Below are 14,587 nucleotides of genomic sequence, written 5' to 3' on the forward strand. Positions count from 1 at the left end.
GTGGGCTCCTCTCAGCCGGGCGCGTCGGAGTCGTCCTCGGCGCGGTCTTCCCACTCGGCCCGGAGGAACGCGCGTCCCCCGGTCGAGCGAATGTCGGTGTGAAGGTCAGAGCGGGCCGAGATGACCGGCACGCGGCCCCAGCCCCTTGTCGCGGTGAACGTGCGGCCATCGGCGACCGCCCGCGCGCCGTTCAGAGTGCCGAACCGGTACGAGCCAACGCGCACCTCGCCGCGGCCGCGCTCCACGGCGATCCGCGTCGGCGTCGCGTTATCGATGTTGGCGAGCAGCACCACGCCGGTGCCGTCGTGGATGACGCCGTTACGGTAGGTCGTCTTGCCCGTCGGCGTGCCCGCCTCGGCCGGGTTCGGGACAGGCCCAGATGGAGTCTCCCCGGCCTGCAGCTGCACGTCGGTGATCGCCACCTCGGCACCGTCCGGCAGGTCGACCGCTTGGATGCGGAGGGCGACCCGCCGGACGGCGCGACGCGGCGTGTAGTAGTTCGCGCGCAGCCTCATGAGCCGACCGTCCCCGGTGCCCACGGCAGCTCCGACACGTGCGGAAGCCACCCCGACGCCGCCCCGCCGGGCTGCAGCATAAGGTCGGTGACCGTCGCCTCCGACGAGTCGGCCCCGTTCGGGATCTCGATGCGGATCCGGACCCGCGCGATACGTCCGGCACCGGGACGGAAACTCGCCTGCATCAGCTCAACTCCAGCTCGATCGTCTCCTCGCTCCCGTCGTCGTATTCCACGACGGCGATCGCCCGCACGTCGGGCACCCAGCCCTGCGGGCCGGACGACGTGATGTCGAACGAGAGCGTGTACGCGTCCCGGTTGTCCGGGCTCACCGTCTGCTCGATCCACCGCTCGCCGGTGCCGGTGAACAGCGCCGAGTAGTCGCCCGTGCCTTGCCCGTTCTCCACGACGGAGACGCCCTGCCGTGCCCAGTGGTTGAGCCCGTTGTCGAAGCGCCCGTTGAGGAGCAGGTTGAACGGCACGAGGTCGAACGTTGATGCCTGCGACCCGGTCGAGAGGTTCTCGTCCTCGTCGCTGCTCGAGGAACCGAGCTCGCGGAGCTTGCCGGAGAGGGTGATCGTCGTACGGTCGGGCCGGACGATGTCCCGCTCGACCTTCACGATGCGCTGCGCCTCGCGGATGCCCAGTTCGTCGTCGACGACGGTCACGGTGTCCCCGACGTCGAACCGGTCGACTTCCTGGCCGGTCCGGTACGAGAGGTCGGCGACGGTGAACTCGTACGAGTAGGACGGCTTCGACCGGTTCGCGAGGGTCGCGTTGACCATCGAGAGCATCCGGTAGGGCGAAGTGCCCGCCGCGAAGTTGTAAGTCGCCTCGCGCACCTCGTCCGTGTACGTGAAGTCCTCCACGTACGCGCGCCCGCCGTTCACCGCGGCGATCGTGACGCCGTCCGCGTTGCGTGCGTAGATGCGGGTCACAAGCGACGTTGTGTCGACCACGCGCTGCGACTCGGTCAGCCCGCGCCCGTACAGGAAGGACACGCCCGCGTCGGCCCCGGAGCGCACGAGCAGCGACACCGTCTTCGCCTGGTTGTTGAACACGAGGTCGCCGCCGTGGTTCGACTGGATCGTGCGCAGCATCTCCAGCGGCGTCGCACGGTCCTCGATCGTGTAGGTGCGGCGCGTCGAGACGTTGACCGTCGCGACGTCCCATCCCGTGCCCGCCAGAGCATCCGCGAGTGCGTCACCAGGCAGCGTCTGCCGGTACTCCCGCTCGCTGATCTGCCCCGCGTACGCGAGGTCGTAGAACGCCGCCTCACAGTAGACCTCCATCACAGGAGCGCCCTGCTTGCGGCCGGTCGTGACGCGGCGCACCCGGTAGGGCTCGCCGACGAACTCGACCGGCTGCTCGTTCCGGATCGCGCCCGCATGGCGGTGCTTCACCGGGACGGAGAACTCGAACGTCTGCTCGCCGTTCACCTCGCGGATGTCGACCGCGCTCAGCGCGTCGATGATCGCAGCCGCGTCCCCGTCGTCACCGATGATGATCGGCGACCGCGAGTACGCGGGAATGTCTCGGTCGGGCGCATCCGGCACCGTCACGGCGACGGGGATCGTCGCGCTGTCCGACTGCCCGAAGGAGTCGGTCACGGTCACCGCAACGCCCGCCGACCCTGCGTCGAAGCCCGCGCCGATCGTGAGCGTGGACCCCTCGAGCATGACGTTGATGACGCCGTCGGGGTCGTCCTCCTCGGCGCTCCACGTGAGCGCGCCCGTGCCCGTCGCGGTGAGGTCGATTACCTCCGCTGCGCCCGCGTCGAGCGCGACGGACGACGGCACATCGATCACGGGAGGATCGGGAACGATGCCCGCCACCGTGACCGAGAACGCCTGCGATGCGTCCTGGCCGTCGTCGTCTGTCGCCGTGGCCGTCACGACGGCCTCGCCCACGGTGAGACCGCGGAGCGTGAGCGTCGCCCCCTCCACGGCGACCGATGCCACCGAGGGATCCGTCGACACGGCCGAGAACGTGATCGGGGCGATGCCTCCGGTTGCGTCCAGGCCGACAGTGACGGTGTCGCCCTCGTCGACGTGCTGGTCATCGATCGCGGCGAGAGCGAGCGGATCGGCCTCGGGGATCTCGAACTCGATGCCGTCGAACGCACCCGCCCCGCTGCGCGAGTACACATAGAAGCGGACGAGACCGTCGAACTCCTCGGGGAGGTTGTTCTCCGAGGCCGTCGACGAGTCGTCCCACGTCGCCCCGCCATCGGTCGACGTTTCCGGCCGCACGGTGTGCCCCGCTCCAGGCGACAGCGGGTAGCTCGGCTTCCGCTGCCAACGCAGACGCTCGGCGCTCGTGTACCACCCGAACCCGCCGTCCGACGAGCGAGTCACGCCCTCATCGGTCACGTCCAGCTCGTCGGCGTTACCCAGCCGCTGCGCGTCCGCCCCGATCGAACGGTGCACGAGGTCGAGGAACGCGTCCGGGTCCCACGTCTCCGAGTCGGCACGGGCGACGAAGAACTCGTCGAACTGGCCGCCCGTGTAGTAGTCGGCGATCGGGAGCCCGAACACGACCGGCGACTTCTCGCATGCCGCGTTCGGGATGCCGTCGATCGAACGAACCGGAGACGCCCACGCGCGGTCACCCTCGTAGTCGATCGTGAGGACCTGCGATGTCCGGTTGTCGAGGTCGACAACCTGCGCGACCCACTGCGGCGTAAACACCGCGCCCCACGGCGCGTCCTCGCCCTGGTCGAGGATGAGCGCCCCGTCGGCGTCGTAAACCTGGTGGCGCAGTCGCCCCGTGTTGTACGTCGACAGGTACGCCAGCGGCTCACCAGCACCGCTCGACGCCACGTTCTCGCGCGTCGAGATGTACGGGTTGAACGCCATCGTGTAGTTGTGGGCGAGCCACAGCCCCATCACCATGACGCCCGACGTCGGCCAGATGTCATCGACGCCCGAGTTCACAGCAATGTAGTACGACCGCTGCGAGGCCGGGTTCACCGTGTTCAGGTTCACCTCGTCGCCTCGATACCCAGGAGTCTCCGACACGCTCGAGGCGTCGGCGTCGACGTAGCGCACCGCAGTGGTGTGCCCTCCGGCCTCGTCGACGTACTGGCGCGACGAGGACGTCGTCTTGCTGAACCGAGACCGCATGAGCAGGCGCATCTCGAGGCCGAGCCTCGACGCGTCCACCGGCCACTCGCCCGACCAGGCCAGGCGGTTATCGAACAGCTTCGGCATGGTGCCTCCCGTGGCTCGGCCGGAGGTCACTGCCTCCGGGAGTTTGCGAACAGCGCTGCGGCGGACACGGTCCCGGTCGCCGCGACGCGGAATCTCGTCTCCTCGTTCGGCCACAGCACGGGCCGGTCGAGGGTCGACATGGACCGCACCGACGAAGCGACCTTCCGGTTACCGGACCAGCGCCCGAAGTCGAACGTGTCCCAATCCAGGCGAAGGACCTGCCCAGATGAGAGCGGGCCGGACACCTGCACCGAGACGTCACCGACCTCGACGGTGACGTGCTCGTTCGCGGCGATCGTGCCGCGCACCTCGACCGTGGGGAACGATCGTGCGTTGCCCTCGCGGCGGGTGATGTTCCGTGTGCCCGCCGACGTGTACGACCACGACTCGTCCTCGACGAGGCGGCCGTACCCCGACAGCGCGTCAAATACGACATCGCCACGGAGCTGGAAGCCGAGGCCGTGGTCCCACGTCAGCCGCTCCCAGTCGATACCGACGGACGCGATCGCCGTCCAGTACCAGTCAGGAGCGGCGTCGACGCCGAGCCGCCGCTCCCCGCGGGCGGGATCGAGGGCGAGAATGAGGCCGTCGCGGTGGGCCGCGACCTCCTCCGGGGACGACCCCCGGATGATCACGTCGAACTCGAACTGCGTACTCGACCGTGTCGCACCCGCAAGGATCAGCCCGTCGGTGCCCGGAGCCTCGAGCGTTTCCAGCCCGAGGCCCCCGAGCGACGGATACGTCCGAAGCGTCGCGATGAGACCGAGAGAGTCCGAGTTGAAGTTGCCGAACGTGAAGCTCACGCCGTCACCGCCCCTCCGAGATTGACCTTCCCCTGCGCCCGCTCGGCGCGCTCGGCGCGCTCGTACAGCGCGCGCGAGACCTCATCGACGCGCTGCTCGCTATCGACCGTCATGTGTTCAACGTGCACGAGCGGCCCTTGCACGGTCGTGCCCGAGCCGCCCTCGCCGCTGAGGCCTTCTTCCAGCGCCCGGTTCATCAGGCCGGTGTCGACAACAGACTCCGGCCGCCCCGCCTCGGCGAGCACCGCGAGGGTGCCGCCAGAGCGCGGCAGCACCGTTGCGCCCTTCGCGAGGTACGGGATCTGCGGAATCGACAGGCCCCACGTCTGGCCGCCAACGATCGGCACCCAGTCCGGGATGCTCACGCTCAGCGAGTTCAGGCCGCTGATCGCGCCGTTGATGAGCCCGATGATGCCGTTCACCGGTGCCTTGACAGCGCCGAGCACGGCGTTGAACGCCGTCTCCGCGAAGCCCGCGAGACCCCCGAAGATCGATTCGAAGAAACTTCCGATGCCCGACCAGAGGCCGTTCCACCAGGAAGCGATCCCGTCGCCGATGCCGCGGATGCCTGCGGCGAACCCGCCGAAGATATCCATCACCCAACCGACGAACCCGTTCCACGTGTCGGTCACGAAGCCCGAGATGCCGGACCACAGACCGTTCCACCAGGAGGCGATCTGGTCGCCGACGATGATCACGCCGAGCATGAACAGGCGGAACTTCTCCTCGACCCAGGAGGTGAAGCCCTCCCAGGTGTCGCGCACGAAGTTGCCGATGCCCGACCAGAGGCCGTTCCACCAGTCAGAGATTGCCTGTCCGATCGCGCGAACGCCAGACAGGAAGCCCTGAAACTTCGACTCCACCCATGAGGTAAAGCCGTTCCAGGTGTCCTGGATCCACTGGCCGACGGCGGACCAGAGGCCGTTCCACCACGACAGGAAGCCCTCGCCGACCGAGACGACCCAGTCGATGAAGCCCGACCAGATGCCGGTGATGAACGCCACGACCTCGTCCCAGTTCATGACGAGCGCGACGACGGCCGCGATCAGCGCCATGATGCCGACGATGATCCACGTCACCGGGTTGGCGAGCAGCGCGACCGTCGACGCCCAGATCGACGCCGTCCAGGCGACCATCGCCGCGACCAGCGTCACGCCGATCACGCCCGCAATAACACCGATCGTCGTGGTGTTCTGCGAGACCCATTCGCCGAGCGCCTGCAGCGTCGGCATCGCCGCCGTCAGCCCGTCCGACAGCGCCTGGAAGATCCCGGTCGCGAGCGGCTCGATCGCCGTCATCGCGGTGTTCATCGTCTGCTGCCACCGCTCGGAGAAGCTCATCTGCTCCTCGCCGGTCTCCCGGATCAGACCGGCAGAGCCCGACAGCGCACCGTCGAGGTCCTCCAGCGCGAACGACCCGTTACGGATCGCGGTCGTCATCCGCTGCGCGCCCTCCGCACCGAACACGTCGGTCGCGAGCGCGAGCGCCTCGGTGCTGGTCTCCGCCTCGGCGATCGCAGACACGGTCCGGCCGAGCTCAGCCTGCACGTCCTTGCCCTCGCCCGCCCAGTCACGGAACGACTTGTTGAGGCCGGGCATGATGCGCGAGACATCGAGACCGGATTTCTGCAGCGACCCGAACAGCACCGCCGACTCCTCCATCGAGAAGCCCGCGTTCTGCAGCACCGAACCATAGGTGTTGAGCTGGCCGATGAGCCCGCCGAGCCCGACGCCGTAGTCCTGCGTGACCTTGAACAGGCCGTCGAGCGACTCCGCGCCGGTATCCGCGTCAAGGCTCCACTGGTTCAGCGCCTGCCCGTACGCCTCCGCGTTCGCGACGCCGTCCTCACCGAGCAGCCGAGACGACTCGAGCACCTGCGTTGACAGGTTCTCCAGCGACTTGCCCGACTCGCCCGTGTAGGTGTTCAGAGCCGCGATTGCGTCGCCCGCGGTGCCGAACTCGATCGGGATCGTCTTACCGACTTCCTTCGCCGATTCGACGAGCCCGTCCAGCGCCCTCCCCGACGCGCCAGTTCCGGTGCGGATCTGGTCCGTGACCTGGTCGAACGTGTCGCCCACGGAGTAGAGGCCCTTGAACGCGCCGACGACCGCGCCTCCGATCGCCGCGACGCCGATCGCCTTCTTGACGCGCGATGACCAGCCCTTCCCGGCCTTCGTACCCTCCTTCTCGGCGGCCGCCGTCCCCGGAGCGAGGGACTTCACGATGCTGTCGGTCGCGCCCTCCATCGACGGCACGAGGCGCACCCACGCAGTAGCCAGTTCGACACCCTGACCAGCCATGACTCACCCCCGCTTCTGGCGTTTGGATTCCCACCAGTCGTTGAACTTGCTCAGCGCGATCGGCTTCGAGCCGAACTTCCGGCCGCGAGGCTTCTCCCACGGCCGCTGGAACGGCTTCGGCTTCGGCGCGTGCTTCTTGCCCGCGCGCTGCCAGTTGCCGATCTGCAACAGATCGATGAGCGCGGCGAGCAGCTGGTCGGTGACCGACCAGCGCTCGCCATGCACGGCGCGCGCTGTCGCCGTCTCCGGGTCCCGTTGGAACCGGCGCACCATGACGAGCAGGTCTCGCCATGAGAACGAGCCGCCGACCTCCGACAGCCGCCAGCCGCGGTCCAGGAGGTCGGCCTCGACGGCCTCGTAGTGCTCGTCGATCAGCTCGACGAGGCCGAAGATTCCCCCAGGCTGATCCCCGAGTCCTTCTGCCACTCGCTGATGAACTCCTTGACGTACTTCACCGGCACGTCCTTCATCGCCGTGCCGAGCCCCGGCGAGACCTCGTCCAGGACCGTGTACACGCCGCCCTCGACGTCGTCGGCCTCGGAGAAGCGCTGCACCTGCGCGCCGGTCATGTACTCGGCCTTCGGGAGCAGGAACGTGCTGCCGTCGACCTCAACATCGAACTTGTTCTGATCGAGCGACTTCTTCCAGTCGGGCACCTTGTAGCCCATGAGGAACCTCCAAGTAGTCAGGTGGGGAACGGGGAACAGCAGCGCCCCCGGCCGGTTCCCCATCGGCCGAGGGCGCTGGTCTCAACGGATTACGACTCGGGGTCGGGCGCGGATGCGCTCACGACGCCGTCGTCCGTGAAGATGTAGATCGACTTGCCCGCCTTGTCCGGGTACGTCGACAGCGTCACCGGCAGAGTGACCGCAGCGGACGCCTGCAGCGGGATCTCGCCGCGCTCGGTGACCTGCCCGTGAGGCACCATCACGAGCGCGCGCCGGTCGCCGTCCTTGAGCTTGAAGTACCAGGCCTTGATCGGCCGAACCTCGCCGGAGATCGCCGCGCGCACCTGCGTGCCGTGCTCCGCGGTCGCCTCGGTCACCTCGACGTTGTCGTCGCCCATGTAGTTCTTGAGCGCACCGACCGACAGCTCGAGGTGGGTCCACGCGATCGTGCCGTCGAACTCCGTCAGGATCCGGCGGATCACGTTCAGCGCCCAGTCCTTGATCGTCTCCGTCGATTCGGACGGCGTGATCGTGACGCCGTCCTCGTTGACGTAGCCGGAGTCCTCGAGGCCTTCGATCTCGACGTCGTCGATCGTGGCGGGGATGACGTCGGTCTCCTCGCCGGTGAGGATCGCGCCCGTGACCGACTGGTCGGGCGCGCCAATGAACACGTTCTTGCTGTTGACGCTCATGGAGCGCTCCTTTCAGGCGTGCGAAACGCGCCCCCGAGCCGGGGACGCGCAGAGTGTGGGGAACGGATCAGACGCGCTCGCGGCGCAGATCAGCGCTCACGGTCGCGGAGAAGCGGAATCGATCGGGCACGTTCGGGTCCGGGAGGTTCGCGGGCAACGAGCCAGCACGAACCCCATAACAGACGACGCCGCCAACGGAGCCCGCCCGCCCCGCAGCCTGCAGGTGCGCGATCATCTCCGCGCAGATGCGCCGGGCGCGCGTCTCGGTCTCGGCGAACCCCTCGAGCGCGAGCGTCGCGCTATCGGTCACGAGGTCGCGTTCAGCGCCGCCCGCCCCGACGACCCGCCCGAACTCGGCCGGACGCGGCCGCGGGATCCGAGTCCCCACCGGGACCGACATGCGCGCCGAAAGTTCATCGACAACCGCGACCTCGTCATCGGCCGGAAGCAATACGTCGGGCACGAGTCACCTCCCGGCGTCGATCGCGCGCGTCAGCGTCCGGCCCTCGGCCTCGGCCTTCCGCGCGTCGAACGTGGCAGTGTTGACGAACGCGACCACACGATCGCGGTTCCGGGTCACCTCGACCTCGTGACCCTCGCCCGCGGCTCCCGAGATGCGCTCGGCGCGCGCGGCCAGGTCATCCTGCACTGCCTGCGAGAGCAGCAGCTCGGCGAAGCCCTTCGGGTTCCTCTCAATACGGAGCCCCTTGATGTTTGCCACGTCATCCCTCCCAACGGACTAGTTGAACGATGCAATGCGATGTGCGGGCAGACGGCCCCGGCTGGCGCAACACGCCACCATCGATGACGTGCACCTCGCCGAACAGCCGCACCCGGTCGGTTGCCGCGAGATCCGCGTCGAGCGGGCCGCGCAGCGCGTACGCCGTCGATGACCCGTCCCGGTTGGTCCGGTCCTCCGTGGCCGCCGCGGTATCGACCGCCCACCCGTCGAGCGGTGACTCGACTGCCGCGGCCCAGTCGCGAGCCTGGTTGCCGCGCCCGTCGTCGACGAGCGGCGCGCGCAGGCGCACGATGTCATGCCGCGCGATCCGCCCGCCGATCACGGCAGCCTCCCGATCCGGTACGCGATGAGCCGCTGCCCGCCCGGGCTACTCTCATCGATGCCGCCGCCCGATCGCCCGTAGGTGATCGACACGGACCCGGCCTGCTCCCGCGTCTGGCCGAGCGAGGTCCCGAGGCCCTGTGCCGCCAGCTCGAGGGTTGCGGTGACGAGGTTCGGCGGCACCTCGTCGAAGCCCGCCGTGTACTTCACGTGCACCTTCCGGCCGCAGATGTTCGTCCACCCCGTATCGGGGTCGAACTCCACCGCCGCCATCCGGTCGTCGTCCCACGTCTCGCCGTCGACGGTGACCTCGTCGATGGACGTGATCTCCATCGCCGAGAGCCACACGTCATCGGCCGAGGCCCCGACCCGGCGGTACGTGACCTGCTTCTCCGGGTAGATGTGCCAGCGACAGAACGTGCGAATGTCGTCGCTCGCGGACGCGAGCTCGTTGGCTAGGAACGGATGCGACTCGGCCGAGACCTCGCCCTGCGTGCGCTCGCACATCTGCTCCGGTGTCGCGAGCGGCTCCTTCTTCGCCACGGCGACCACCTACCAGTCGCCGCCGTCGGGATCCGTCGCGTCACCCGACTCGTTATCGCCTGAACCGGACGCCTCCGCAGATTCGACGTCAGAGTCGGACGCGTCACCCGAGCCGGACGCCTCGGCAGGATCGTTCGCCTCGTCCGAGGTCCGCTCGACCGCTTCCTCGGTCTTGGGCGAGCCCTTCTTCGTGCTCGGCGTGCGCGCCTTGTTCTTCGGAGCCTGACGCCCCTTCGTAACCGGCTTCGCGCCCATCTTCCGAGCAGTCGCCTCGGAAAGCTCCATCGTGTGCGGCAGACCGCCGATCATTACCGTGTACGGCTTGTTCATGGTCTTCTCCTCGTGAGAACGCGGGGCGGTGGCTGGTGCACCGCCCCGCGAGATAGTCGCCGTCAAGCGGCGTCGGCCTTGGCGTCGAGTGCGTCCTGCAGCCCCTCGACCTCAGCGATCGTGTGCGTGTGCGCAGCAGGCGTGAACTCCGTCGGCTTGCCCGACACGTCCGCCCACGCAACCGTGGCCGGATCGCCGCCGCCGGACACGTCCAGCGGGTTACCGTCCGCGTCGAAGAACGCGATCCGCCCGAGAGCCTGCGACTCGTCCACAGCCTCAGCAGGCACCACCACGAACTGCTTCGTGACCTGTTCCGTCATGGGTACTCCTCCCGTGGTGGCGCGCCCCGGCCGCGAGTGTCACCTCACGACCGGGGCGGCCATCGACTACTCAGCGGCCAGCGACACCTTCACGAATGCCGACGGGTACTTCACCTGCAGACCCAGGCGCGCACGCAGCCGCACCGTGATCCGGTCGTTGGTGAAGTCATCCGCATGCGAGTTCGTCGACTCGACGCGGATGCCGCCCTTGCGGAACACCTTCGCCGCCGAACCGAACGCGCCCACGACGGGCTCGCCCTGGGGAGCAGCAAGCGTGACGACGGTGCGCAGCCCCCACACCGGAGGGTTCTCGAGCACGCCACCCTGGCCGTACTGCCCAGCGAAGTAGCCCCCGCCGTAGTACTGGCCGTTGCCGTCCTTCCCGAGGCGCAGCTGCTCGTAGTCGAGCGGGTTGATCACGAGCGCGTCGGCCGAGAAGCCGGTCGCGGTCTGGACCTTCCGCATCGCCTTGAACAGCGCATCGGCCGCCGAGTCCTCACCGATCGCGTGCGTCTGCACGCCCTCACGGTTGCGGATGCCGAGCAGGTTCGAGCCCGACCCGTCACCGGACAGCAGCGCCGCCTCGGTGCGCTGGGCGAGGTCGTACTGCGCAGTGCTGTTGATTTCCGACGCGACGTAGTCGAGGTCCTCGGCCATGTCGTCGGTCATCTTGAACCAGCCCGCGACCTCGCTCAGGGCGTCGGTGCGCCACGTCGGGTCGGCGACGTGCATCTGCGGCTTCTGCTTGCCCTCGCCGATGAAGTCGGTGCCGCCCTCGAGCGCACCAAACACCGGGTAGGTGATCGCCGTGCCGGACACGACGCCCGAGCCGAGGAGGTCCTCGACCACCAGGCGCTCGCGCTTCGGCAGCACAAACCCACGGTCGACGTCGGTGACGAGAGGACCATAAGCGCCCTCGTGTCCGCCGACCGCCTGCACGTCGGTCGCGTCCTTGAACTCGGGCGCGGTGATCGTGCCGCGCTCCTTCAGCGACCGGTCGCCGAGCGACTTGATGAAGTGCTCACCGAGCGACTTCGCGCGCGGCTCGTTGCCGGAGTCCATCGCGGGCTCGGACTCGACCTCGCCAGCGATGCGCTCGAAGACCGCGTCGGCCTTCGCCGAGCGCTCGATCTTGCCCTTGAGGTCGATCGCCTCAGCCGACTTCGTTTCGATCTCCGACATCTCGTCGTCGGTGAAGTCGCGGCCCTCGTCCTTCGCCTTCTTCTGAATTGCCAGCAGGCCCTTCTGCAGCTCCGCCAGCTTCTTCTTGGGATCCATCGGATCCGCTCCTTCCGTGCCCCGCAGGGCGTAGAAATGAAACAGCCGCCCGGCCGGGCGACTGCGAGTGGGTCGCCGCTTAGATAGCGGCCGCGATGAGTCCCAGGTGCTTTGCGGACGAGGATCGGTGGGAGTCCTCAGCCTTGCCCCCAGGGGGGTCCTCAGCCTTGCCCCCGCCGTCCTCGGCGGCCTTTCCCTGGTCGTCCTGCGACTCGGCGGCGGCAATTACCGCGCCGATCGCGCCCTGCGCGGAGCGCAGGGAGTCAATGTGCTTCTGCGCGAGCACCCGCCCGGCCTTCATGCCTTCCGCGAGCACCTCCGCGGCCGACTTCACGGCGACGACGGACGTGTCCCGGTTAGCGCCTATCGGCACGAAGCTGAACTCGAACACGTCGAGGTCGCGCAGCTCGTTCGCCTTGGTGCCGTCGTCCAGCACCACCTGGCCCTCGTCGAGCGTGTCGTACGCGAACGACAGCTCACGGATGCGCCCGGACTTGACCAGCCGGTAGACCTTCGCGGCCGTGGTGTCGTCGAGGTCGAAGGCCCCCTTGACCCACCACCCGTGCTCGTCCTCGCCCTCATCGATCGCCGCAGCGATGTTCAGGTGCGGGTCGTCCATCCGGTGCCCGTACAGGCCGGAGAGGACGATGCCCTGCTCCTTGCGGTGAGCGATCCCGTCCGCGAACGCGCCCTTGGCGACGACGTCGCCGTACGCGTCGGGCGTGCGGGTGAACGTCGACGGGTAGACGAGGAACTCGCCCTCGGCCAGCGACTCGTCGGTCGCGCCGGTCTTGAACTTCACCGGCAGGCTCTTGAATTTCATGACGGCTCCTTTCAGCCGAAGGTGATTTCGACGTCGCACCTGCAGTTGGATACGCCGTCCGCGCCGAGCACCGGATCGCCCGGCCACTTCGCGCCATTGGAGAACGTCGCGTCGACGGGGACCGTCTCGCCGTTCATCGCGGCGTGCGAGGCCCGCGGATCGCCTGATGTGACGATCCACGTTTTCCGGCCGCCGCCGTTCTGCCGGGCCGCCTCGGTCGCCGCGAACGCGGCGAACGTCGTCACGAGCGTCGCGGCGATCGTCGCCGACCGCGACGACTTCGCTACCTCGAACGCGTGCGCGGGGTCGGCAACCCCGTCCGGTCCCGAGCCTGCGAGGATCGCGCCGATCTGGTCGCGCGTTGTGGCGTTCACCATCGCCGCGCGAGAGGCAGCAACTTCCGCGAGGAAGGCCTCTGTCCGCGCGACGTCATACGCGTCCGGGTCGAGCCCAAACGCGGCGAGCGTGGCGGCCGCCGCATCCTTCGTCGTCTGCAGCGCCAGCGCGAGCAGCTCCTCGGCGAGTTCCTTATCCCACCGCTCGGCGTTCCACCACGTGTCGTCCTTCGCGCCGTTCACACGGGCGAGGACCGCCTCGCGCTGCCGATCGAAGAACGCATCCATGATCTCCTCGGCCTTCGCCTCGTGACCGTCGCCGACCTGCGCCTTCGCGCGGACGGGCCGCGATGACTTCGCCGGAAGCGCACGGATCACGCCCGTGGCCTCCTGGGGGTGGGACGCGTTCAGCTCCTCGAGCATCGCGAGCGCGCCCTTCGATAGCGCCCGTCCGGAACGTTCGTTCTGGGTGCCGGAGTCGCGCGGCGACGCCTGGCCGCCGACGAGGACGTTCAGCGGGACCACCCGCTGGTCACCGCCGTCAATCGCGGGCAGGTTCATCCGCGCCCGGGCCTCGTTTACGGTCATCCACGGCGCGCCGGTCGACGTCGAGAGGATCGACGCCTGCTCCTCGAACGACCCCTGCAGCTTCTCCTCGATGTTGAACTCGACGTATGCGTCCGGGTTCGTCGTCACCCGCGGCACCAGGAACGCATTCACGCGCTCCTCGATGCGCGCGAGCGTCGGCCCGAGCGTCTCGGAGTAGAGCATCTTGCGGAACTCCCGAGTGTTCGAGAAGTTCGCGTTGTCGAGGATCCCGACCATGACCGGGTTGACGTGGTACACCGCCGCGACCGTCGACAGCGCCAGCTTCGCGACCTCGGCCCACTCGTCCTCGCGGGCGGAGAAGCCGAGCCGGTGCAGCTCCATGCCGTCCTCGAGGATCGGCGTGCCGCCCGCCTTTTTGCCGTCCTTGCCGGTCCAGCGGTCCTTCCAGTCGCGTGCGAAGCGCTCGCGCGCCGCGTCCGACCACGTCGCGTCCTTCGGCCGCGTGAGGTATGCGCCGACGCGGCCGCCGCGCTGCCACACCTGCTCGCGGTACGACCAGGCCTGCACCTGCTCCGAGAGCACCTGCTTGAGGGTCTCCACGGGCGAGGTACCGTGCTTCGGGCGGCCCGGGTTCCAACCGTGGAACACGATCATGTCGTCGGCCTTGACGTAGGTGACCCGCCCGCGCGGGCTCGTCACCTCATAGCGGCTCGGGGCAAATGCATTCCCCCCGCTCTGGCCTGTCACCCACGCGGGCGGGATCGGCCGTAGCGCCCAGCCCGACGGGGCGTTCACGTCCTCGCGCAGCCACCAGTAGGCCACGTCGTACAGGCCCAGGTCCGCCGCGAGGGTCTCCACCAGCTCGAACGTCGTCATGTTCGGGTTCGGGCGGGCGATCAGCGCCGCAAGCGGGTCATCGGACCGCCCGAGGCGTCGCCGGTCGTTGTCGCCCTCGCGGGCGTACGCCTTCAGCCCAAGGTGGGCGACGTTGCGGGCGACGAACGACAGCACGATCCGCAAATGCGGCTGCGTTCGGTACAGCTCCTCCGGCGTCAGCCCGAGGACCATCTGCCGGAACGTCGGCCCCAGCCACTCGATCTGCGTGTTCGGTCCCCCGCGCCCGAGGAGTGCGGCGATTGCATCACGGAAAGCCAACG

General features: G+C 68.6%; 17 protein-coding genes. All 17 read right to left on the reverse strand.

Annotated elements, in window-relative coordinates:
* Positions 1–11 precede the first annotated feature (11 nt).
* Positions 12–515 (reverse strand): hypothetical protein, encoded by a 504-nt coding sequence (locus tag G510_RS18540; RefSeq protein WP_036322754.1) that lies wholly within the window; start codon positions 513–515, stop codon positions 12–14.
* Positions 512–700, reverse strand: coding sequence for a hypothetical protein (locus tag G510_RS0109750; RefSeq protein WP_036322756.1), 189 nt, complete (start codon positions 698–700; stop codon positions 512–514). Before G510_RS0109750 ends, G510_RS18540 begins: the two co-directional genes overlap by 4 nt.
* Positions 700–3,726, reverse strand: coding sequence for a phage tail protein (locus G510_RS17575; RefSeq protein ID WP_051216653.1), 3,027 nt, complete (start codon positions 3,724–3,726; stop codon positions 700–702). The genes G510_RS0109750 and G510_RS17575 overlap by 1 nt, the downstream gene beginning before the upstream one ends.
* A 26-nt stretch (positions 3,727–3,752) precedes the next feature.
* A complete protein-coding gene (locus G510_RS0109760) occupies positions 3,753–4,529 on the reverse strand; it encodes a phage tail family protein (protein ID WP_029153489.1) in 777 nt (258 codons plus the stop codon).
* The gene (locus G510_RS0109765; RefSeq protein ID WP_084644303.1) at positions 4,526–6,829 is read right to left on the reverse strand and encodes a phage tail tape measure protein; all 2,304 of its coding nucleotides are present in this window, start codon (positions 6,827–6,829) and stop codon (positions 4,526–4,528) included. The genes G510_RS0109760 and G510_RS0109765 overlap by 4 nt, the downstream gene beginning before the upstream one ends.
* Before the next feature lie 3 nt (positions 6,830–6,832).
* The gene (locus tag G510_RS16315) at positions 6,833–7,255 is read right to left on the reverse strand and encodes a hypothetical protein (protein ID WP_036322758.1); all 423 of its coding nucleotides are present in this window, start codon (positions 7,253–7,255) and stop codon (positions 6,833–6,835) included.
* The gene (locus G510_RS0109775) at positions 7,201–7,560 is read right to left on the reverse strand and encodes a hypothetical protein (RefSeq protein ID WP_157560528.1); all 360 of its coding nucleotides are present in this window, start codon (positions 7,558–7,560) and stop codon (positions 7,201–7,203) included. Before G510_RS0109775 ends, G510_RS16315 begins: the two co-directional genes overlap by 55 nt.
* 26 nt (positions 7,561–7,586) lie before the next feature.
* Positions 7,587–8,189, reverse strand: coding sequence for a phage tail tube protein (locus G510_RS17580; RefSeq protein ID WP_029153492.1), 603 nt, complete (start codon positions 8,187–8,189; stop codon positions 7,587–7,589).
* Between the two features lie 67 nt (positions 8,190–8,256).
* Positions 8,257–8,652, reverse strand: coding sequence for a hypothetical protein (locus G510_RS0109785; protein WP_036322760.1), 396 nt, complete (start codon positions 8,650–8,652; stop codon positions 8,257–8,259).
* Positions 8,653–8,655: 3 nt separating this feature from the next.
* Positions 8,656–8,910, reverse strand: a complete 255-nt coding sequence (locus G510_RS0109790) for a hypothetical protein (protein WP_029153494.1) — start codon at positions 8,908–8,910, stop codon at positions 8,656–8,658.
* A 1-nt stretch (position 8,911) separates the two neighbouring features.
* On the reverse strand, positions 8,912–9,253 hold the full coding sequence (locus G510_RS0109795) for a hypothetical protein (RefSeq protein WP_029153495.1): 342 nt from the start codon (positions 9,251–9,253) through the stop codon (positions 8,912–8,914).
* Positions 9,250–9,795 (reverse strand): hypothetical protein, encoded by a 546-nt coding sequence (locus tag G510_RS0109800; protein WP_157560530.1) that lies wholly within the window; start codon positions 9,793–9,795, stop codon positions 9,250–9,252. The genes G510_RS0109795 and G510_RS0109800 overlap by 4 nt, the downstream gene beginning before the upstream one ends.
* Before the next feature lie 9 nt (positions 9,796–9,804).
* Positions 9,805–10,125, reverse strand: coding sequence for a hypothetical protein (locus tag G510_RS0109805; protein ID WP_029153497.1), 321 nt, complete (start codon positions 10,123–10,125; stop codon positions 9,805–9,807).
* Positions 10,126–10,187: 62 nt separating this feature from the next.
* Positions 10,188–10,445 (reverse strand): hypothetical protein, encoded by a 258-nt coding sequence (locus G510_RS16325; RefSeq protein WP_036322763.1) that lies wholly within the window; start codon positions 10,443–10,445, stop codon positions 10,188–10,190.
* A 66-nt stretch (positions 10,446–10,511) separates the two neighbouring features.
* Positions 10,512–11,723: a phage major capsid protein gene (locus G510_RS0109815; RefSeq protein ID WP_029153498.1), complete on the reverse strand. Its 1,212-nt coding sequence runs from the start codon at positions 11,721–11,723 to the stop codon at positions 10,512–10,514.
* 79 nt (positions 11,724–11,802) lie between these two features.
* The gene (locus tag G510_RS0109820; RefSeq protein WP_029153499.1) at positions 11,803–12,546 is read right to left on the reverse strand and encodes an HK97 family phage prohead protease; all 744 of its coding nucleotides are present in this window, start codon (positions 12,544–12,546) and stop codon (positions 11,803–11,805) included.
* Positions 12,547–12,557: 11 nt separating this feature from the next.
* Positions 12,558–14,585, reverse strand: a complete 2,028-nt coding sequence (locus G510_RS17945) for a phage portal protein (protein ID WP_211219177.1) — start codon at positions 14,583–14,585, stop codon at positions 12,558–12,560.
* Positions 14,586–14,587 lie beyond the last annotated feature (2 nt).

The organism is Microbacterium gubbeenense DSM 15944 (assembly GCF_000422745.1).
Lineage (GTDB): Bacteria > Actinomycetota > Actinomycetes > Actinomycetales > Microbacteriaceae > Microbacterium > Microbacterium gubbeenense.

Coding starts and splice junctions, on each gene's coding strand:
- G510_RS18540 (WP_036322754.1), bottom strand. CDS start 515: ATGAGGCTGCGCGCGAACTACTACACGCCGCGTCGCGCCGTCCGGCGG.
- G510_RS0109750 (WP_036322756.1), bottom strand. CDS start 700: ATGCAGGCGAGTTTCCGTCCCGGTGCCGGACGTATCGCGCGGGTCCGG.
- G510_RS17575 (WP_051216653.1), bottom strand. CDS start 3,726: ATGCCGAAGCTGTTCGATAACCGCCTGGCCTGGTCGGGCGAGTGGCCG.
- G510_RS0109765 (WP_084644303.1), bottom strand. CDS start 6,829: ATGGCTGGTCAGGGTGTCGAACTGGCTACTGCGTGGGTGCGCCTCGTG.
- G510_RS0109775 (WP_157560528.1), bottom strand. CDS start 7,560: ATGGGGAACCGGCCGGGGGCGCTGCTGTTCCCCGTTCCCCACCTGACT.
- G510_RS17580 (WP_029153492.1), bottom strand. CDS start 8,189: ATGAGCGTCAACAGCAAGAACGTGTTCATTGGCGCGCCCGACCAGTCG.
- G510_RS0109805 (WP_029153497.1), bottom strand. CDS start 10,125: ATGAACAAGCCGTACACGGTAATGATCGGCGGTCTGCCGCACACGATG.
- G510_RS16325 (WP_036322763.1), bottom strand. CDS start 10,445: ATGACGGAACAGGTCACGAAGCAGTTCGTGGTGGTGCCTGCTGAGGCT.
- G510_RS0109815 (WP_029153498.1), bottom strand. CDS start 11,723: ATGGATCCCAAGAAGAAGCTGGCGGAGCTGCAGAAGGGCCTGCTGGCA.
- G510_RS0109820 (WP_029153499.1), bottom strand. CDS start 12,546: ATGAAATTCAAGAGCCTGCCGGTGAAGTTCAAGACCGGCGCGACCGAC.